The 19892-nt window shown below is 32.3% G+C and carries 19 protein-coding genes; 5 read left to right on the top strand and 14 right to left on the bottom strand.

The window, feature by feature from the left end; genetic code table 11:
* Positions 1-60: 60 nt before the first annotated feature.
* On the bottom strand, positions 61-1068 hold the full coding sequence (locus ACRHNM_RS03820; RefSeq protein WP_431133831.1) for a glycoside hydrolase family 113: 1008 nt from the start codon (positions 1066-1068) through the stop codon (positions 61-63).
* A 93-nt stretch (positions 1069-1161) separates the two neighbouring features.
* On the opposite strand from ACRHNM_RS03820, the gene ACRHNM_RS03815 reads away from it, so the two are divergent.
* The 5 genes from ACRHNM_RS03815 to ACRHNM_RS03795 all read left to right on the top strand — a co-directional run bounded on the left by ACRHNM_RS03815 (position 1162) and on the right by ACRHNM_RS03795 (position 7847).
* Positions 1162-2466, top strand: a complete 1305-nt coding sequence (locus tag ACRHNM_RS03815) for an NAD(P)/FAD-dependent oxidoreductase (RefSeq protein WP_431133829.1) — start codon at positions 1162-1164, stop codon at positions 2464-2466.
* 2 nt (positions 2467-2468) lie between these two features.
* The gene (locus ACRHNM_RS03810) at positions 2469-4058 is read left to right on the top strand and encodes a 4Fe-4S binding protein (protein WP_431133827.1); all 1590 of its coding nucleotides are present in this window, start codon (positions 2469-2471) and stop codon (positions 4056-4058) included.
* Positions 4059-4166: 108 nt separating this feature from the next.
* Entirely contained in the window at positions 4167-4859 is a 693-nt protein-coding gene (locus tag ACRHNM_RS03805) for a glycosyltransferase family 2 protein (protein WP_431133825.1), read from the top strand.
* A complete protein-coding gene (locus ACRHNM_RS03800) occupies positions 4856-6346 on the top strand; it encodes a cellulose synthase family protein (RefSeq protein ID WP_431133823.1) in 1491 nt (496 codons plus the stop codon). The genes ACRHNM_RS03805 and ACRHNM_RS03800 overlap by 4 nt, the downstream gene beginning before the upstream one ends.
* A gap of 4 nt (positions 6347-6350) precedes the next feature.
* Positions 6351-7847: a mannosyltransferase gene (locus tag ACRHNM_RS03795; RefSeq protein ID WP_431133821.1), complete on the top strand. Its 1497-nt coding sequence runs from the start codon at positions 6351-6353 to the stop codon at positions 7845-7847.
* Positions 7848-7853: 6 nt separating this feature from the next.
* On the opposite strand, the gene ACRHNM_RS03790 is transcribed toward ACRHNM_RS03795, so the two are convergent.
* From ACRHNM_RS03790 to ACRHNM_RS03730, 13 genes are all read right to left on the bottom strand, one after another.
* Positions 7854-8198 carry a hypothetical protein gene (locus tag ACRHNM_RS03790; protein ID WP_431133819.1) on the bottom strand — a complete coding sequence of 115 codons (345 nt, stop codon included), beginning with the start codon at positions 8196-8198 and terminating at the stop codon, positions 7854-7856.
* 141 nt (positions 8199-8339) lie between these two features.
* Positions 8340-9119: an RMD1 family protein gene (locus ACRHNM_RS03785; protein ID WP_431133817.1), complete on the bottom strand. Its 780-nt coding sequence runs from the start codon at positions 9117-9119 to the stop codon at positions 8340-8342.
* Positions 9119-9448 carry a hypothetical protein gene (locus ACRHNM_RS03780; RefSeq protein WP_431133815.1) on the bottom strand — a complete coding sequence of 110 codons (330 nt, stop codon included), beginning with the start codon at positions 9446-9448 and terminating at the stop codon, positions 9119-9121. The genes ACRHNM_RS03785 and ACRHNM_RS03780 overlap by 1 nt, the downstream gene beginning before the upstream one ends.
* A 45-nt stretch (positions 9449-9493) precedes the next feature.
* On the bottom strand, positions 9494-11023 hold the full coding sequence (locus ACRHNM_RS03775; protein WP_431133813.1) for a bifunctional GNAT family N-acetyltransferase/carbon-nitrogen hydrolase family protein: 1530 nt from the start codon (positions 11021-11023) through the stop codon (positions 9494-9496).
* On the bottom strand, positions 11023-11997 hold the full coding sequence (locus tag ACRHNM_RS03770) for a deoxyhypusine synthase family protein (RefSeq protein ID WP_431133811.1): 975 nt from the start codon (positions 11995-11997) through the stop codon (positions 11023-11025). Before ACRHNM_RS03770 ends, ACRHNM_RS03775 begins: the two co-directional genes overlap by 1 nt.
* A complete protein-coding gene (gene speB, locus ACRHNM_RS03765; protein WP_431133809.1) occupies positions 11987-12928 on the bottom strand; it encodes an agmatinase in 942 nt (313 codons plus the stop codon). Before speB ends, ACRHNM_RS03770 begins: the two co-directional genes overlap by 11 nt.
* Positions 12918-14318: an arginine decarboxylase gene (locus ACRHNM_RS03760; protein ID WP_431133807.1), complete on the bottom strand. Its 1401-nt coding sequence runs from the start codon at positions 14316-14318 to the stop codon at positions 12918-12920. Before ACRHNM_RS03760 ends, speB begins: the two co-directional genes overlap by 11 nt.
* 499 nt (positions 14319-14817) lie before the next feature.
* Positions 14818-15702, bottom strand: a complete 885-nt coding sequence (locus ACRHNM_RS03755; RefSeq protein ID WP_431133805.1) for a pseudouridine synthase — start codon at positions 15700-15702, stop codon at positions 14818-14820.
* Positions 15703-15785: 83 nt separating this feature from the next.
* Positions 15786-16688: a geranylgeranylglycerol-phosphate geranylgeranyltransferase gene (locus tag ACRHNM_RS03750; RefSeq protein ID WP_431133803.1), complete on the bottom strand. Its 903-nt coding sequence runs from the start codon at positions 16686-16688 to the stop codon at positions 15786-15788.
* A gap of 50 nt (positions 16689-16738) precedes the next feature.
* Positions 16739-17668 carry a mevalonate kinase family protein gene (locus ACRHNM_RS03745; protein ID WP_431133801.1) on the bottom strand — a complete coding sequence of 310 codons (930 nt, stop codon included), beginning with the start codon at positions 17666-17668 and terminating at the stop codon, positions 16739-16741.
* Positions 17669-17752: 84 nt separating this feature from the next.
* Entirely contained in the window at positions 17753-18856 is a 1104-nt protein-coding gene (locus ACRHNM_RS03740) for a diphosphomevalonate/mevalonate 3,5-bisphosphate decarboxylase family protein (RefSeq protein WP_431133799.1), read from the bottom strand.
* A 94-nt stretch (positions 18857-18950) separates the two neighbouring features.
* A complete protein-coding gene (locus ACRHNM_RS03735) occupies positions 18951-19487 on the bottom strand; it encodes a DUF1697 domain-containing protein (RefSeq protein ID WP_431133797.1) in 537 nt (178 codons plus the stop codon).
* A complete protein-coding gene (locus ACRHNM_RS03730; RefSeq protein WP_431133795.1) occupies positions 19480-19890 on the bottom strand; it encodes a DUF4174 domain-containing protein in 411 nt (136 codons plus the stop codon). The genes ACRHNM_RS03735 and ACRHNM_RS03730 overlap by 8 nt, the downstream gene beginning before the upstream one ends.
* Positions 19891-19892: the final 2 nt, after the last annotated feature.

The raw sequence follows: 19892 nt of genomic DNA, 5'->3' as shown, positions 1-19892 counted from the left end.
GTAAATATAAACTTTTGTCGTCTACATTATAATTCCTTACTATCAATCGAAATATTTATTTTATTCATACTTATAATAAGATTTAATAATGGCTTCAACTGGTTTATTTTGAGGTGTAAACTGATTATCTTTCTCTCCACCACTATTTTCATAATTATGATACCATTTCCAAACAAAACCTCCAGCAAACCAGTCTTCATTCCAGAATTCTTCAAAAAGTGCTTGAGTCGCATTTGCCTGACCTTCAAAATTTAATGATTGTATGGTATGATCACTTTCCCATGGCTCTTTTCCGGTAAAATCCATGCTTCGGTAACCATATTCGGTAAATAAAACAGGTTTATTATAAGTTTCTGAAAGTGATTTAATAAGTGTTTTATGAGATTGCCATCCGGCTTTACATTCTTCAATTGTTGGTGTTTGTTGTTCACTTACTGGAAAATAAGCATCTACTCCAATATAATCAAGAGTACTCCAGAATGGTGTACGTTTAAATTCGTCCCAGTTCGCGGCATAAGTCAGTTTTCCTTTATAGATTGTTCTAATTTTTGAAATTAAATTATGCCAATATTCAGGACGCTCTGTTGTAAATTGTTCTAATTCGGTACCAATACAAAAGATTTCAGCATCCGTATTTTGAGCGAGTTCTACATATTCCATAATAAATTTAGAATATGTTGTTTCAAGAGCTTTCCAATTGTCTTCAGAAGACATTTTAATATGACCCGTAAACTCACCATTCCAAACCCAAATTTGTGGTTTAATCATTATTTTAATGGAATGCTTTTTAAGCGCTTCAATATACTGTTTTGCTCCTGCTCTAGTTTCGCCAAACCACTGCTTATCTGTATTATGAATGATTTCAGGATGTTCTAAATGACGCATAAAACCAAAAGGCATGATTGCTGTATAATTAGCACCAACCTCAATTACTGGTTTTGTATGATGTTCGTTAATAATTTCTGGAGAAGCCACAAAACTAAGTCCGTTTATTTTCTCTTTTTGAACAGCGCATGAAGTCACAATTAAAAACAGAATAAAAACACAGAAAGTCAAAATTATTCTCATACCTAAGATTTAATCTTTAAATTTAAACAAAAAGCTAATAGTATTTAAGGTTTTCACTAAACCTTCGACAAAAGATTCAACTAATTTACGCTTATGGATAATATCGTCATTATTGGAAATGGAATTTCTGGCATCACTCTAGCAAGACACATTAGAAAACTTTCTGATAAAAAAATCACTGTTATATCAGCTGAAACCGATTACTTCTTTTCCAGAACTGCACTCATGTACGTCTATATGGGACATATGAAGTTTGAACACACACAACCTTACGAAAATTGGTTTTGGAAAAAGAATAGAATTGAATTACGCAAGGCTTATGTTGAAGAAATAAACACAGATCATAAATCTTTAAAACTAGCGAATGGTTCAAATATAAGCTACGATAAATTAGTCATTGCCACTGGTAGCAAACCTAATAAATTTGGATGGCTAGGTCAAGACCTCAAAGGCGTCATGGGAATGTATCACAAGCAAGATTTAGACACTCTGGAAACGCATGCACCAAATAATGAAGTTTGTAAAAGAGCTGTCATTATTGGTGGTGGATTAATAGGCATTGAACTTGCTGAAATGCTAAGTTCAAGGGATATTCCGGTAACATTTTTGGTGCGTGAATCCAGTTTCTGGAACGGAATTTTACCTGAAGGTGAAAGTCAAATGATTAATAAACATATTGAAAGTCATCATATTGATTTACGATTATCAACAAACCTTAAAGAAATAAAGTCTGATGAAAACGGACATGTAAAATCTGTTATCATCGAAGGCACAGGAGAAGAAATCCCTTGTAATGTTGTTGGATTAACAGCTGGTGTTTCACCAAACATAGATTTTATAAAGACTTCAAAAATTGAAACTGGAAAAGGCGTGAAAGTCAACCGTTACCTGGAGACAAACATTCCAGATGTGTATGCCATAGGAGATTGTGCCGAACAACGTGAAGCCATAGGAAATAGAAGACCAATTGAAGCCGTTTGGTATACTGGTCGCATGATGGGTGAAACATTAGCGCAAACTATTTGCGGTAATCGTATGGCATACAAACCAGGACATTGGTTTAATTCCGCAAAATTTTTTGATATTGAATATCAAACCTATGGATGGGTTTTCGGAAATAAAGGAAGACCAGAATATGAAGAACACTTTCATTGGAAACACGATGATAATACCAAGTGCATTACAGTTGCATACCATAAAGATACCAATGTCTTTTTAGGAATTAATACTTTCGGAATACGTATGCGCCATGAAACATTCGACAAATGGTTAACAGAAAAAAGAGGTGTAGAGTATGTGATTAACCATCTTTCTGAAGCCAATTTTGATCCTGAATTTTATAAGCGTTTTGAAAAAGATATTATAATGGCTTACAATAATCAACTACAAACTGCATAATTATGAGCAATAAATTAAATTATAGCATGTCTTTGGCCCAACCTGACGCTCATGACTTATCAAAAAAACAAAAATTAGCTGTTGGATTGGGAGTTGTTGGATTGTTTATTTTGGTATTGGCATTATGTAATATCAACTTTCCAGATGCTGCTACTTTTCTTATCATAGCCTTATCTTTAATTATAATTGGTACGGTTCTATTTGCTAATGATGCCTACCTTACAACATCAAAAGGTATTCAAAATGATGGTGTTTGGTTTAAATCCATTTCCTCCAGAGGAACTCTAGGCTGGATCACCGGAATTGTTTTAACATCTTTCTACATCGTTCTTTATTTTTACGAAGGTCTTTTAGGTGCAGCCGTTGATGGTGGAGAAAACTCAGGGTTAATTGCCTTATTTGATCCTTTGAGTCAGTTGTTAAGTGGCAGACCTGCCAGCCAGTGGTTTGTATACGGAACTCTTTATACAATTGCTATTTTAGCTTTTGGATACAAGTTTATTTTAAAATACAGACATAATCGTTACGAACAAATCAGAACGATTTCAGTAATGTTTTTTCAATTGGCATTTGCCTTTCTGATTCCGGAATTCATGTATGTTATGAATTCTGACCTTCCTTATTATGATCTTAAAAACATATGGCCTTTAAACTATTATAACTTTGAGCAATATCGAGTAGATTCATTTATCAGCGCAGGAACTATAGGACTAGCCATGCTAATCTTCGGGATTGTTTCCATATTTATCATCACTCCAATCTTGACCTTTAAATATGGTAAACGCTGGTATTGTTCCTGGGTTTGCGGCTGTGGAGGTTTAGCTGAAACTGCTGGAGACCCATTTAGGCACCTCAGTGATAAAAGTCAAAGTGCATGGAACATTGAACGTTGGGTAATTCATAGTGTTTTAGTATTTGTAGTTTTAATGACCACTGCTGTTATTTATACTTATTTGGGTGATGATGCCAATAAATACTGGCTCACCAGAGATGTCTTTCTGTTTTCTGTTGTAGGAATTCTGACTTTAGTATTTGCGCTGACTATGATTTTCAAACGACATGAATTAGGTAAAGATGCTATATATGGAGCTATTGGCTACTTTGTAATTATTATTGTACTTGTTGGAATTCATGTATTCAGCTCGGAAACAAAATTATTTCTTTTTAAAGCCGAAACATTAAGATCAACATACGGATTTCTAATTGGAGCTATTTTTTCAGGTGTTATTGGAACTGGTTTCTATCCTATTTTTGGAAATCGGGTATGGTGCCGTTTTGGCTGTCCGATGGCAGCTATTTTAGGGTTTCAGCAACGTCTATTTTCGAAGTTTAGAATTACAACTAATGGTGGACAATGTATTTCATGTGGAAATTGTTCCATTTATTGTGAAATGGGAATTGATGTTCGTGCTTATGCACAAAAAGGTGAAAATATTATACGTTCCAGTTGTGTTGGCTGCGGAATATGTTCAGCTGTTTGTCCGAGAGGTGTTTTAAAATTAGAAAATGATAGTATGAAAGGACGTATTAATCCTAAAGAGATCTTATTAGGAAATGACGTTGATTTAATGGATTTGGTAAATCAGAAATAGTATTCAGCAAAATAACACCTAGAATTTATAATGAGATAATAACCTTAGCTTTATAAAAGCAAAATCTACATTTTCAAAATTGTATTTTTACACCTTCAAATCAACTCAATGCCTGATATAAAAGTTATCATTCCTGCTTATAATGAAGCAAATTCTATTACACATGTCATCAAAGACATTCCAGATATCGTAAATGAAATTATTGTGGTTAGCAATAATTCAACTGATGACACCGAAATAAATGCAAAAAAAGCTGGAGCAACCGTACTTACTGAAACTAATAAAGGCTATGGTTATGCCTGTTTAAAAGGAATGGATTACATTTCAAACTTAGTAAATCAACCAGACATTATCGTGTTTTTAGATGGTGATTATAGTGATTATCCTGAAGAACTCATTAAAATTACTGCTCCAATTATTGAAGACAATATCGATTTTGTTGTTGGAGCCAGAGTTAAAGCATTAAGAGAAAAAGGATCAATGACGATCCCACAACTCTTTGGAAACTGGCTTGCCACGACCTTAATGGCTTTATTTTTTAGAGCAAAATTTACCGATTTGGGACCTTTTAGAGCGATTAAATATGAAAAATTACTCGATTTAAAAATGGAAGATAAGACCTATGGCTGGACCGTTGAGATGCAATTAAAAGCCCTAAAACAAAATTTAAGTTATGTAGAAGTTCCTGTTAACTACAGAAATAGAATAGGCGTCTCAAAAGTTTCAGGTACCATAAAAGGTGCTATATTTGCAGGCGCAAAAATCTTAGGTTGGATTTTTAAATACAGTCTTAAAAAATGATCCTTGAAACGATAATTATTATCATTTACACTATCGCTATTATACTGATTTTCATGTATTCTTTAGCCCAACTCAACTTGCTTTTTAATTATCTGTCTTCAAAAAAAATTACTAAAGATTGTGACACTTTTGATTTTTCCAAGCCTGAGGAAATTCCATATGTAACAATACAACTTCCTGTCTTCAATGAAATGTATGTTATGGATCGCTTATTAGATAACATCGCACTCATCGACTATCCAAAAGACAAATTAGAAATTCAAGTACTGGATGACTCAACAGACGAGACTATAGAAACAACCAAACGACATATTGAAAAAATTAAAGCTAAAGGTTTTGATATAAAACACATCACCAGAACAGATCGTTCTGGTTTTAAAGCTGGTGCTCTAAAAGAAGGCTTGAAAATTGCTAAAGGAGAATTTATTGCCATTTTTGACGCTGACTTTTTACCTAAACCAAACTGGTTGAAACACACCATTCCTTATTTTAAAGATGAGCAAATTGGCGTTGTTCAAACGAGATGGAGTCACATTAACCGTAATTACTCTTTACTTACTAAAATTCAAGCATTTGCCTTAGATGCTCATTTTACGTTGGAACAAGTTGGTCGAAATAGCAAAGGTCATTTTATCAATTTTAATGGAACTGCTGGTGTGTGGAGAAAAGAATGCATCCTTGATGCTGGAAACTGGGAAGGTGATACTCTTACAGAAGATTTAGATTTAAGTTACAGAGCTCAATTGAGAAACTGGAAATTCAAATATTTAGAAGATGTTGAAACTCCTGCCGAATTACCTGTGGTGATAAGTGCTGCACGATCACAACAATTTCGATGGAATAAAGGTGGTGCAGAAAATTTCAGAAAAATGCTTAAGCGTGTCATTGCATCTAAAAATATATCCGCTAAAACTAAAATTCATGGCTTGCTTCATTTATTAAACAGTACGATGTTTTTAAATGTTTTTATAGTTGCTGTTTTAAGTATTCCTATGTTATATATCAAAAATGAATATGCTCATTTACGGTTTTACTTCTATTTTATGAGTTTTTTCGTCATGAGTACTGTCATCTTTTTTATTTGCTACTGGTTTATGTATAAACAAATATATGGTAGTGGTTTTAAAAATTTCTTCAGCTATATAAGTATGTTTTTTACATTCTTTTCAATAGCAATGGGCTTTTCTCTTCACAACTCAATTGCAGTTTTAGAAGGTCATGTTGGAAAACGAAGTGAATTTGTACGTACGCCTAAATTCAATATTAGTACGATTAAAGATTCCTGGAAAGGCAATAAATACCTTATAAAGAAATTATCGCCTCATGTTATTTTAGAAGGCATTCTCATGCTCTATTTTGGCTTCGGTTTATACAGCGCTTTTATTGTAGGTGATCAAGGTGGTGATTTTGGTTTGTTCCCATTTCACTTAATGTTGTTTTTGGGTTTTGGGTACGTATTTTTCAAATCGTTATCATCTAAAATTTAAGACTATGCAATTCTGGAAACTTTATAAAGTTCCTTTATTGCTCACATTTGTAAGCCTTTTTTTCTATTGGATTTTTGCTTACAATTTAATCAGAACCGATTATACAAAACTCATCGTATGGTATAGTGGATTATGGTTGTTATTTATATTACTGTTGAAGTACACTAAAGACAATATCAAATTCTTAACGACTATTGCCTTTCTATTTCGAGCCGTTTTTATTCTGGCGATTCCGAATTTATCACAAGATTTTTATCGTTTTATTTGGGATGGACGTATGCTTCTTGAAGGCTTCAATCCGTATGTATATACTCCTGAATCGTTTATCGAAACTCAAAATTTTCCAGTAAATCAGGCCAAAGAACTGTATGAAGGTATGGGACGACTTAATGGTAGTCACTTTACAAATTATCCTCCCATCAATCAATTATGCTTTGTTATCGCAGGATTATTTTCTGGTCATAGTATTTTAGGTTCAGCTATTGTATTGCGTTTATTAATTATTATTGCCGATTTTGGCACATTACACTTTGGTAAACGTTTACTAGAGCGACTCAACATTCCTGTAAAAAATATTTTCTGGTATATTCTTAATCCGTTTGTAATTATTGAACTGACTGGGAATTTGCATTTTGAAAGCGTGATGATTTTTTTCTTGATTTGGAGTTTGTACCTGTTGCATGTGGGAAAGTGGAAATGGGCAGCTGTTGTTTTTGCATTATCAATTTCGGTAAAATTAATTCCGTTATTGTTTTTACCATTGCTGTTTTGGTACTTTAAAAAGTCATCTGTCATTTCGAATGACGTTGAGAAATCTGAGAGCTCTCTCTACCATAATGGAGGAGACAATCCTAAATTAGTATCAGGTCAATTGGAGTGGAGAGCTCTTGGAATATTAAAATTACTGAGTTTTTATATCATAGTTGGTGTTACAACTCTAATTTTATTTATTCCATTTTATTCTTCGGAATTTATAACTAACTACACAAAAACAGTCGGACTTTGGTTCCAAAATTTTGAGTTTAATGCAAGTGTTTATTATGTATTTAGAGAAATAGGCTATCTATTTAGAGGCTACAATGAAATTGCTATTATTGGTAAAGTGTTACCCGTTTTAGTGTTTCTATTTATAATAGGTTTATCACTCTACAAGAAACAAATAACAACCAGAATACTCATTACGAATATGCTTTTTGCTTTTTCATTTTATTTGTTTTTGAGTACAACGGTTCATCCTTGGTATATTGCAACGCTTTTAATTTTAAGTGTCTTTACTAAGTATAAATTTCCATTGGTATGGAGTTTTGTAATTATATTAAGTTATTTGGCTTATATTAATTTAAATAAAGCTGATAAGTCTGAAAACCTCTGGATAATTGCTTTAGAATATGGGATTGTTTATGTTGTTTTTATTTGGGAGGTTTTTATTTCAAAAAAGCAGTTAAAATCTTATAAAACTAAAAAAGCCAACTCAAAAAGTTGGCTTGATAGTTCATTATAAAAAAAATTAGAGTTTCTTTAGACCAGTAATTGTATAGGTTTCAATCTCATCTTCAAAACCATCTTCATCTGATTCAATTTCAGTAGTAATTTTATAAGTAACCATAAACTTAGTTCCTATTAATTTTTCAGATTGTAAATCGAAAGATTTTAAAAGTGATTTATCTATATTTTGAAAGGTCATTGTATATTCTTCATCATCCTCATCGATGCCAATAAAGTTATAACCATACTCCTCTTGACCATCATAAATTCCTTCAAATGTTTCAGTATCATTCAATGTCGCCATTGAAGTTAGTGAAAAGAAACACAGTGTAAAAAAGCCTGCTAATGTTATTAATTTTGCTTTCATTTTAATACTATTTTAAAAAGTTGAAATGATTGTTTTTCTTCGGAATTTTGCCACCTCAAGTCCGAGAGTGCTTTTAGTAATATCATTCTAATGATTTACATGTGGTAATAGTATATTTACGTTTACAGCTAAGTTTTTAGACTATATTAGTTTTAAAATAAACATGTCTATAACTTCAATTACAATAAGTATAATGATAATCCATTCTAACCTGCTACTCTCTTTATGATCCATAATATCTTTAAAGAGTTCTAGATTTTCTTTGATGATATCAATTCGATCATGAATAAGGTGGTAGCGATCTTTAAGGTCAAATGTTTGCTTTAAATCAATGTTTAGTTTGTTTAGTTGCTCATCTTCCCAAGTAATGTCTGGAGAATCAAAAATGTATAAATTCTCCGAAATTTTATTTTTGATATTTAAGGTTTTGCCAATAAAGCGTTTTAATTTATTTCCTGAAATATCCAATTTACCTCTATCTTCTAAGTATTTAGTATGTTCGTTAGTTTCAATTAGTAATGCTTCAGTAATTTCAGAATAACTGGTCAGAGCTACAGATTGTGATGCATTTAGCATGACTAAGCGTAGCATTTCTGCATTCAACTCAGGCAGAATAACTTTATCAAATTCTACTTTAACATTTTGGTTATTGTTGATAACTACAGAAACATCCTCTGAAAGTTTTTCGGCTAAATAATCTTTACAATAAGGTTTTAAAAGATCTAAAGTACGATTGATTTCTTTAGTAGTCATATTAAAGAAACTCACCATTCCATATTGAAACACATAGATATACTTATCTCCAGAAAACTCAAAGAACAATTCGTCACTATCTTGAAACAAAAGTGTCCAATCTAATTGGCGCTTTGCTTCTTTAATACTGATAGTGTTAGATACCTGATAGGCAAGTACGTTAAACATTAGTCATCATCATCAGCAGGCTCTTCACCTACTTCCAAATCTGGATCTTGAACTGCATCTGGATCATCATCATCAAAATCTTCGTAATCATCCTCATCATAATTCTCCATAGTTACAGCTAGTTTTGTGCTCACTTTAACCAGATACTTTGTGTCTTCTGTAGTTACTTCAACAGCTTCTACAATTTCATTATTAGCATTTTTGAATGATATGATCTGGTCATCATCATAACCATCAGGATATTTCTCAACTAATAAGGCTAGTATTTCTGGAGTAAGCTTTTTAAAATCAACGATAACTCGTTTTAAATTTGCGTCTTTATTTCTCATTGTTATTTTTAATAATTGAAGCTATTTTAGTTTTAAAGATAGTATTTATTTTTCTACACGTATAACGTTATACACATCTTTTCTTCTGTCTTTTAAATTTTTGACTGCGCCAAAAGAATGTAATTCTCTTAATAAACTCAAATCGACATCTGCAACCAATATCATTTCCGTATTAGTAGTCGCTTCAGCTTTAATACCATTACTTGGAAATGAAAAATCACAAGGTGTAAATACAGCAGATTGTGCATATTGAATATCCATATTGTTCACATTTGGCAGATTACCTACACTACCAGCAATGGCGACATAACATTCGTTTTCAATTGCACGAGCCTGAGCACATAAACGCACACGGGAATACCCGTTTTGTGTATCTGTTAAAAACGGGACAAACAAGATATCCATACCTTCATCAGACAACAGTCTGGAAAGTTCAGGGAATTCAGAATCGTAACAAATTAAAATTCCTATTTTTCCTGCATCAGTTTCAAATGTATTTAATTTATGTCCAGGTTGCATTCCCCAAACTTTAGCTTCATCTGGAGTGACATGAATCTTTTCATAACGCTCTGAACTTCCATCTCTACGACATAAATAACCTACATTATACAATTTATCATCAATGAGTTCTGGCATACTACCAGTAATAATATTGATGTTATAAGAAATCGATAACTGTTGCATTTTTTCAACAATAATCTTAGTGTATTTTGCTAATTCTCTTATGGCATCTGGTTCATACATATGATTGTATTTCGCCATTAATGGTGCGTTGAAAAACTCTGGAAACAATGCAAAGTCAGACCTGTAAGCCGCTACACTATCAACAAAATATTCTACTTGAGTCATTAATTCCTCCAGACTATTGTAAGTTCGCATTTGCCATTGTATAAGGCCTAATCTTACTATTGTTTTTACGGTTTTTGCTTTTTTACTTTTTTTGGTATAATAAATATTATCCCATTCCATCAACACTGCATATTCGTTGGAAGCAGTATCGCCTTCCAGATAACCTTTCAAAATACGAACGGGATGAAAGTCATTAGAAATCTGAAAATTCAAAACAGGATCATGAATTTCTTTACGTTTTACCTTCTCAATATATTCTTTTGGAGTAAGTGCTTTGTGTTTGTGATAATTTGGCATGCGTCCTCCAAAAACAATACCTTTCAGGTTTAAGTTTTCACAGATTTCTTTTCTGTAATCGTACAGACGCCTTCCTAAGCGCAGACCTCTATATTCAGGTTTTATGAACACATCAATTCCATAAAGCACGTCGCCTTCAGGATCATGATTTTTAAATGAATCCCCTTTGATGATATCTGCATACGTATGGTTATCATCGATACTATCATAATCGACAATTAGAGATAAAGCACATCCTGCAATATTACCATCAATTTTGATAACGACTTGTCCTTCAGGGAACATCGTCGTCAATTGCTCAATATGATGCTTTTTCCAATAAGAATCTAAAACGCCTCCATAAGACTCTAATGTTGCAGATTTCAGTTCTTCAAAATCATCAACCTTTAAATACTTTAACTCTATGTTTTCAATTTTATGATCTTCCATTACATCCCAAGGAGATAAGCAAAAATTAATGGTGCTACGATTGTTGCATCACTTTCTATGATGAATTTTGGTGTATTAATATCTAATTTTCCCCAGGTAATTTTCTCGTTTGGTACAGCTCCAGAATAAGATCCATAACTCGTTGTTGAATCGCTTATTTGGCAAAAATAACTCCAGAATGGCGTATCTGTACGTTCCATATCTTGATATAACATAGGCACAACACAAATTGGAAAATCACCAGCTATTCCTCCGCCAATTTGAAAAAAGCCAATACCTTTTTGTGAATTATCTGTGTACCAATCTGCTAAAAAGGTCATATACTCAATTCCAGATTTCATGGTACTTGCTTTCAGTTCACCCTTAAGCACATAGCTAGCAAAAATATTCCCCATAGTACTATCTTCCCAACCAGGACATACGATTGGCAGGTTTTTTTCAGCTGCAGCATACATCCAAGAATCTTTTAAATCAATCTCGTAATGCTCTTCTAAAACACCTGACAGTAATAATTTGTACATATATTCATGAGGCAAATAGCGTTCACCTTTGGCTTCAGCATCTTTCCATATTTTTACAATGTGCTCCTGAATTCTTCTAAACGCTTCTTCTTCTGGAATACATGTGTCTGTAACTCTGTTCAAGCCTTTTTCTAATAAATCCCATTCATCCTGAGGTGTTAAATCACGATAGTTAGGTACGCGTTTGTAATGAGAATGCGCTACTAAATTCATAATGTCTTCTTCAAGGTTTGCTCCCGTACAGGATATAATGTGTACTTTATCTTGACGAATCATTTCAGCAAAAATCTTCCCTAACTCAGCAGTACTCATCGCTCCAGCTAAAGACACTAGCATTTTTGCACCAGAATTTAACTGATCTTCGTAACCTTTTGCTGCATCCACCAATGCTGCTGCGTTAAAATGTAAATAATACTTTTCAATAAACTGTGAAATACTTCCTTTAGTTGTCATCGTCGTCATTATATTTAGAAAATTTATTTAAACCAGAAACCGTGTCATTAAAATTACTGTCGTAATCATCTTCAACCTCTTCGTTTAAAAATTTATAAGTTAACATCTTGTAATATAGTTTTGCCGCTAAAAAATCTGAGGATTTTTCTTTAGGATTCGGACATAATTCAACAATATCAAATCCTACGACATTTTTCTCCTCAAACACCTGACGTAAAAATTCTAAGGTTTCGAACCATAGAAGTCCACCAGGTTCTGGAGTTCCAGTAGAAGGCATAATTGAAGGATCGAAAGCATCTAAATCTATAGTGATGTATACGTCATCTGTCATTTGATCAATTGCAGAATCCATCCAATTATCATCTTCTGCCATTTCATGAGCAAAATACGTTTTGTCTTTATCCATAACCGTAGTTTCAATAACATCCATACTACGAATACCAACTTGGATTAAGTTTGTAGATTGACTCGCTTCATACAATGCACAAGCATGATTACATTTACTACCTTGATATGATTTTCGTAAATCGGCATGAGCATCCAATTGCAACACTGTTAAACTATCAAAACATTCATTAAAAGCTCTAATTGTTCCTATAGAAATTGAATGTTCACCTCCAAAAGTTGTGACAAACTTATTCTTTTTAATGTATTTTTTGACTTCTTTATGAACAGCATCAACCATGAGTTCAGGTGATTTGTTTTCTGTAACAGCCTCTGCTAAAAACACCCCTTGTTTGTAAACTTCTGTTTCTGTTTCAATGTCGTAAAGCTCCATGTTTTCAGAAGCATTTAAAAACGCTTCTGGGCCTTTATCGGCTCCTTTTTGCCAAGTACTTGTACCATCATAAGGCACTGGAATTAGTACAATTTTAGAATTGTCTAATTTAGAATATTGGTCTTCTATTCCTGCGTAAGTTTTATTGTTCATTGTAACCTAAGATTTTAAGTAAGTCTTCACTTTTTTGTTGTTCACTAAATAGTTTTGTGGTGATGTTTCCATCGTCATCTTTGTTGATTAAAATATGTTTTGGCGAAGGAATTAAACAGTGTTGTAAACCTCCAAATCCACCAATAGTTTCTTGATAAGCTCCTGTATTAAAGAAGCCTATATACAATGGTTTTTCCTTATTATATTTTGGGAGATAAATAGCGTTCATATGCTGTTCGCTATTGTAATAATCATCACTGTCACAGGTTAATCCTCCTAACAGCACACGTTCGTAACTATCACTCCAGCGATTGACAGGCAACATGATAAAGCGTTTGTTAATGGCCCAAGTGTCTGGTAAGGTAGTAATGAATGATGAATTGATCATATTCCATTTTTCACGATCATTTTGTTGTTTTTGGTATAGTACTTCATAAATCGCTCCTCCACTTTCACCAACTGTAAAACTCCCAAATTCAGTAAAAATATTTGGCACATCCACCTCTTCCTCTTCGCAAACCAATTTAATTTGATTTACAATTTCATCAACCATATATTCATAATCAAAATCAAAAGCCAACGAATTTTTTATTGGAAATCCACCTCCAATATTTAAGCTATCTAATGACGGACAAATCTTTTTTAAGCTCGTATAGACTTTTAGACATTTTGCCAGTTCATTCCAGTAATAAGCATTGTCACGAATTCCTGTATTAATAAAAAAGTGCAGCATTTTTAGTTTGACTTTCTTATTGTTTTTTATTTGATTTTTATAAAAAGGAACAATGTTTTTATATCCAATTCCTAATCGTGAGGTGTAGAATTCAAATTTTGGCTCTTCTTCGGAAGCAATACGAATTCCAACATTAAATTTTCCTTTTATTTCTGCAGAAAGCAGTTCGATTTCTTCATAATTATCAATAATAGGAATTGCATTTTTATGACCATTATTAATTAGTCTTGCAATATTGGTTATATACTGAGCACGTTTAAATCCGTTACTAATCACAAAAGTGTCATCTGTAATTTTACCCTCAGTTTTTAAACGTTCCACAATGTCAATATCAAATGCTGAAGAGGTTTCAATATGAATATCGTTCTTCAATGCTTCATCTAACACATGCTTAAAGTGGGAACTTTTTGTACAATAACAATAATTATATTTCCCTTTGTAGTTGTTTTTTTCAATGGCATCTGCAAACCATTGTTTTGCACGATTGATATTATTTGAAATTTGAGGTAAATATGTAAACTTTAAAGGTGCTCCATACTCTTCAACCAATTGCATTAGGTTGACATCATGAAACTCTAAGGTTTTATTTTCAAGTTTAAATTCTGGTTGAGGAAAATCAAATGTTTGATTTATTAAATCTATGTATTTTGTATTCATTATAAGTTTTAAAAATTAAAAGTATGTCTTATAGATTAACTCGCAGTTAAATCTATAATAACTAAATATAAAAAAAATTGAGGTGATTGTCTTTAAAACAACGTCTTTAACAAATATTAAAAATCAAACCTGAATTTGAGGATGAGTTGTAGGAATGAACCCAAACAAATGTTGGCTCATTAAAATGTAGTATTTAGAAGTTAGCTCTAAAATTCGGTTACTTAATCTATAAGCTGCTTTTGAAGATGACTTCCTAATTTTCAAAAACCCGAACGTAAAAACACGTTTCAATTTGTTCAGCTATAATGCAAAGCAAAAGTAATTTATTTTTTAATACACAATGCTTTTTTATGTTTTTTTTGAAAAAATAATGGCCTGTTTAGTTTTAATCATAAAACACACGCAATGCTTTAAAAATGAACTCAATAGGAGACGTATAAATATTAAGTTATAAGTAAATTATGATTTCAGCATTTAGACTCAAAGCCAAAAACTAAACTTATAACATTTTTAGTGTATTGAGTTCTTGTTCTGTAAGATGTTTCCAATGTCCACGAGGTAAATCTTTTTTAGTAAGATGACCTATTGCTACACAATCTACACGAACAATTTCGTATTTTAAATGATCAAAAATGGTATGAAGAATCGTATTGCCTGTATTTTTAATCTTAAGACCTATTTTTGATTTTGGAGCATCTTCAATGTAGCTAATCTCTTCAACAGGAACCAATTTGCCTTGAATTTTTATTCCTTCTTGAATCTTTTTAAGATCTTCAAACTTCAAATTTTTGTCCAATTCTATTTCAAATAAACGCTCAACACCATTTTTAGAATTGGTAAACTTTTTAACGATAACATCATCATTAGTAAACAATAATAATCCTGTAGAGTTTCGCCCTAAACGACCTATTGGTTTTATTCGGGCAGACGTGGCATTAGCAACCAAATCCATTACAGTTTTGCCTTTACTTTCGCTTGTAGTCGTTGCAAAACCCTTCGGCTTGTTTAATAAAACATACGTTTTCTTTTCCGGATTGATACGAGCTCCATCAAATCTTACTTCATCATCTAATTTTACTTTGTAACCCATTTCAGTAACTACTTTTCCATTTACAGTTACACTACCAACTGAAATATGCATATCTGCATCACGTCTGGAACAAATTCCAGAATTAGAAATGTATTTGTTTAAACGCATTTCATCTGGATTAGATGGTTTAGAAGGTTTTGATGGTGTTTGCTTTTTCTTGACAGGAGCATTACCTCTGGCAAAACTTTTACTTTTAGCATTATCACGTCCTCTACCCGATTTTTTATTGGTAGGTTTACTAGGTCCTCTTCCTGATGGTTTCCCTTTTCCGCTTGCGCCTTGATGTCTGCTCATGATTACTAATTTTTCGCAAAGGTACTACATTAGTTTTTACGAATCGAAATATTCTGCTGTAGATTAATATTATCAATAGGTTGTTAAATTCTATTTAAAACCACATTCACATTAATAAGAACAATAGAAAATACACCTGCTAAAATGATAAATTTCAAAATATTATGCAGTATCAAATAATGTGTTTTGGTATTTGATTTCCAAAGCAATAGCAGATAAATAAGCAGTAAAATTACCGAGAGATAAAAGAAAATATACATATGTCCTACATCATACTGGTATAAAAGTAGATATAAAGGAATACTGGTTAGTAAAATCAACATTGTTAGCATTATTTTTGATGCTTTTTCGCCGTAAACCACTGGAATTGTTTTATATCCAAGCAACAAATCACCTTTCATATTTTCTAAATCTTTTGTGAGTTCTCGCATGGAAATCATTAAAAACAGGAAAACAGCATGTACAAATATGACAGATTCAAAGTTTTTGTAGTAAAGAAAAATAGCAAAAAATGGTGTGATGGTCAAAATAGCTGAAGTAAGGTTTCCTATAAATGGGAGTTTCTTCAACTTGTGTGAGTAAAACCAGATTCCGAAGATATACAACGAGAAAAATATAACAGCATTAAACGAAACGTAGCTTGCCATGATAACAGCAGAAAAATTAAGCACAAAATAAAAAGAGAGTTTTGTATTCTGACTGACTAAACGGTCTAATTTAGATTTATTTGGACGGTTAATTAAATCTTTTTCTGAATCGTAAAAATTATTAATAATGTAACCTCCAGCGATTGTAGCGGCCGAAGCCAGTACCAACATCAGCAAATTTAAATCCAGTAGAACCGTTTTTAAAGGCTTGTCGTGAGCAAGAATATAAATAGATGTTAAGTATTGCGCAAGAACAATAATCAGAATATTATAGCCACGTACTACAGAAAACATACTGAAAAATTTGAGTAGAATGTGTTTCTGTTTACGAGATAGCATAAGTCTTTTTTTAGACTCTTCGACTGCGCTCAGAGTGACAAAATGTAGGTTTAAAAATTGTAAACCACTTCTAATTTGTAGTCTTTAAGTGATTGCTTAGCAGTATCAATATCTTCAGTAAACCCTAAGATATAACCTCCACCACCTGAACCACACAACTTTAAGTAGTATTCGTTGGTTTCAATTCCTTTCTTCCAAAGTTCATGAAATTGTTGTGGAATCATAGGTTTAAAATGGTTTAATACCACTTTAGACAATTGTTTCGTGTTTTTGAAAAGTGACTTGACATCACCTTTTAAGAAATCTTCTACACAAGCATCTGTATGCTTGATAAACTGATCTTTAAGCATACTTCTGAAACCTTCTTGTTTCATATTCTCCATAAAAATACGAACCATAGGAGCTGTTTCTCCAATGATACCAGAATCTAATAAGAAGACTGCTCCTTTACCTTCGGTTTGTTGTGCTGGAATTCCTGTAGCTTCTATATTATCTTTTGAATTGATTAAAATCGGAATACTTAAATAGCTGTTTAAGGGATCTAATCCTGAAGATTTTCCATGGAAAAACGATTCCATTTCAGAAAAAATAGCTTTAAGCTTTAACAACTTTTCTCTGGTTAAGTTTTCTAAAACTGTAATTTTATCATTTGCATATTTGTCATAAATAGCTGCAACTAATGCACCACTACTTCCAACACCATAACCTTGCGGAATTGATGAATCAAAATACATTCCTGCTTTGACATCATTTGCTAAAGTTTCAATATCAAACGTTACCAATCCAGCATCTATATCTTTTAAATAAGATACAAATCGCTTCAAGCTTTCATTAGATTTTAAAGCTTCTTGAGACGGATTTTCTTCAGTCTTTAAAGCACCATTATAAAAATTATAAGGGATTGATAAACCTTTTGAATCTTTAATGATTCCATACTCTCCAAAGAGTAATATTTTTGAATAAAAAAGTGGTCCTTTCATGTATTTCAAGCCATTTGCTTTAACAAATATACGTATTATTCTGCTATTCGGTTTATAGTCAACTGCTAAGAATATAATAAATTATTAGTTTTCACTTACCAGTTGTTGAGCACCAAAACCAATTTGGTCGCTAATATAATGTCCGTTTTGGCAATAAGCAACTAAATTAGTTTTTATAAATTCTATTACTGTATCTTTTTCATTTTCAGGATACAATACATGTACATTGGCTCCTGCATCTAATGTAAAGCACACTTTTGAATTGGTTTCGTTTCGATATGCCCAAATTTCATTAATGATTTCCAATGTGTTAGGTTTCATTAAGATAAAATAAGGCATGCTGGTCATCATCATGGCATGAAGCGTTAAGGCTTCACTTTCTACAATTTTTACAAAAGCATCTACATCTCCATTTTTAAAAATATTAATAAGCTTAGACATGTTTTCATGTGCTTGTTCAAAACGTCGAGATGCAAATGGATGATGATGCATTAAATTATGGCCAATTGTACTGCTAACTTGCTTTTCACCTTTATCTACCAATAAAATTGTATCCTGATAGTTTTTAAAATTTGCATGCACTTCATAGGGATATTTTACTCCGAATAAGTCAGAACTTCCTTCAATCTCTTTATGAGTTCCCCAAACAATCAAATCACCTTCAATACTTCTGCAAGCACTTCCAGAACCTAGTCGTGCCAAAAATGAAGCTTTTTTGTTGAAAAAAGATTTTTCGACTGTGCTCAAGGAAACATCTCTTAACTCTATTTCAATACTAACCAGACACAATGCTAAAGCACTCATACCAGAAGCTGAAGATGCAATACCAGAACTATGAGGAAATGTATTGGAGGTTTCTATTTTGAAATGATAGTCTTTTAAAAATGGCAAATAATCTTCTACTCGCTTGAAAAATGTTTCAATTTTTGGTTTAAAATCGTCTTTTTGTTCGCCATTTAAAAATACATCAAAAGAAAATGAATCGCTATGTTCCTTTTTAGTATAACTTAGAGTTGTTAAGGTTTTACAATGATTTAACGTAAAGCTGATTGATGGATTTTCAGGAATTTGGTGTTCCTTTTTTCCCCAATATTTAACAAGTGCAATATTACTTGGCGATGACCAGGTAACATTTCCGTTATTTAAGCGTTTAGGATATGCTTTTGGAATAAAATCTTGTTCTGTCATGAATCAATTTTCAGAAGACAAAGGCTGTTTAAAACAGACTTTTTGTAATTATTAATTTTTATTTTACAAAAATAAGCAATATCTAATGGTCTTTTTAATTTTCCGAAGATATAGCAATTAACTTGAGCATTGTTTTGTAATTTCTGGATGTAGCTTTTACGTTTAGCTTTTTCTCAAACGAATTCATATTAAATTTAGACTGGCCATAGCCTTTTGATGAATGATAGTAAAGACAATCGTTAATAATGACGAACTCTTCATTTTCGAAAGAGATACTTGAAACCAAATCAATCAAATCTCTTTTAGGAATTTCATTGAATATTATAAAATAGCTGTTTTCTTTTTTTTCTTTTGAAAACGGACAAGCATCAAATATAATTTGCAATTGAGTTCTTGTTTTAGCAATCACTGGTACATCAAATTCAAAATAATTCTTAATCGCCTTTTGTATTGTTTTCTCAATGTTTTGACTATTCTCTTCTTTAGACTGGAGTATGACATTTCCGCTTTGAATGTAAGTCGATACGTTTTCAAAACCAGATTTTGAAAGTAATTCCCGTAATTCAGCCATTGGCACTTTTTTATGACCTCCAACGTTTATTCCTCTCAATAAAACGATATATTTAGTCATTTTTTCTGCGATTTTCAACTTCCCGTCGGCGCATTGGCATACTATCAATTAGCCTAAATATTACATCGGTTTTTACTAGTGTATTTGTACTGTATTTCTCGGCTCCATCTAGACCTATTAAAACCAATTTAAATCCTTTAAAAATCGTAGTCTCTTTAGAAGTTTCAGATTTGTTTTTGAAATTATAAAAGGTGCATTTTTCCTCTAAACATTTGTATAACACTAAGTCTCTATCGATGAGTTCTTTTTTGTCTTTGATAAGAATGTCAAACTGTCGTTCTGCTAATTCAAGGTTGTCTTCATCAGCAACTATGAAGAGAACACGCTCTTCCCATTGATGTTTATCAAGGTTTTGAGACCAAAGGCAATTTGACATAAGCATAATTAAAATTAAATATTTCATAT

This window comes from Psychroserpens mesophilus (genome assembly GCF_050617655.1).
GTDB lineage: Bacteria > Bacteroidota > Bacteroidia > Flavobacteriales > Flavobacteriaceae > Psychroserpens > Psychroserpens mesophilus_A.
Note: the sequence above shows the minus strand (reverse complement) of the source record. Positions and strands in the feature narration are given on the sequence as shown.

Excerpts from the sequence above, each read along its gene's own strand:
- ACRHNM_RS03820 (WP_431133831.1), bottom strand. The coding sequence starts at position 1,068 with ATGAGAATAATTTTGACTTTCTGTGTTTTTATTCTGTTTTTAATTGTG.
- ACRHNM_RS03815 (WP_431133829.1), top strand. The coding sequence starts at position 1,162 with ATGGATAATATCGTCATTATTGGAAATGGAATTTCTGGCATCACTCTA.
- ACRHNM_RS03810 (WP_431133827.1), top strand. The coding sequence starts at position 2,469 with ATGAGCAATAAATTAAATTATAGCATGTCTTTGGCCCAACCTGACGCT.
- ACRHNM_RS03805 (WP_431133825.1), top strand. The coding sequence starts at position 4,167 with ATGCCTGATATAAAAGTTATCATTCCTGCTTATAATGAAGCAAATTCT.
- ACRHNM_RS03800 (WP_431133823.1), top strand. The coding sequence starts at position 4,856 with ATGATCCTTGAAACGATAATTATTATCATTTACACTATCGCTATTATA.
- ACRHNM_RS03795 (WP_431133821.1), top strand. The coding sequence starts at position 6,351 with ATGCAATTCTGGAAACTTTATAAAGTTCCTTTATTGCTCACATTTGTA.
- ACRHNM_RS03790 (WP_431133819.1), bottom strand. The coding sequence starts at position 8,198 with ATGAAAGCAAAATTAATAACATTAGCAGGCTTTTTTACACTGTGTTTC.
- ACRHNM_RS03785 (WP_431133817.1), bottom strand. The coding sequence starts at position 9,119 with ATGTTTAACGTACTTGCCTATCAGGTATCTAACACTATCAGTATTAAA.
- ACRHNM_RS03780 (WP_431133815.1), bottom strand. The coding sequence starts at position 9,448 with ATGAGAAATAAAGACGCAAATTTAAAACGAGTTATCGTTGATTTTAAA.
- ACRHNM_RS03775 (WP_431133813.1), bottom strand. The coding sequence starts at position 11,023 with ATGGAAGATCATAAAATTGAAAACATAGAGTTAAAGTATTTAAAGGTT.
- ACRHNM_RS03770 (WP_431133811.1), bottom strand. The coding sequence starts at position 11,997 with ATGACAACTAAAGGAAGTATTTCACAGTTTATTGAAAAGTATTATTTA.
- speB (WP_431133809.1), bottom strand. The coding sequence starts at position 12,928 with ATGAACAATAAAACTTACGCAGGAATAGAAGACCAATATTCTAAATTA.
- ACRHNM_RS03760 (WP_431133807.1), bottom strand. The coding sequence starts at position 14,318 with ATGAATACAAAATACATAGATTTAATAAATCAAACATTTGATTTTCCT.
- ACRHNM_RS03755 (WP_431133805.1), bottom strand. The coding sequence starts at position 15,702 with ATGAGCAGACATCAAGGCGCAAGCGGAAAAGGGAAACCATCAGGAAGA.
- ACRHNM_RS03750 (WP_431133803.1), bottom strand. The coding sequence starts at position 16,688 with ATGCTATCTCGTAAACAGAAACACATTCTACTCAAATTTTTCAGTATG.
- ACRHNM_RS03745 (WP_431133801.1), bottom strand. The coding sequence starts at position 17,668 with ATGAAAGGACCACTTTTTTATTCAAAAATATTACTCTTTGGAGAGTAT.
- ACRHNM_RS03740 (WP_431133799.1), bottom strand. The coding sequence starts at position 18,856 with ATGACAGAACAAGATTTTATTCCAAAAGCATATCCTAAACGCTTAAAT.
- ACRHNM_RS03735 (WP_431133797.1), bottom strand. The coding sequence starts at position 19,487 with ATGACTAAATATATCGTTTTATTGAGAGGAATAAACGTTGGAGGTCAT.
- ACRHNM_RS03730 (WP_431133795.1), bottom strand. The coding sequence starts at position 19,890 with ATGAAATATTTAATTTTAATTATGCTTATGTCAAATTGCCTTTGGTCT.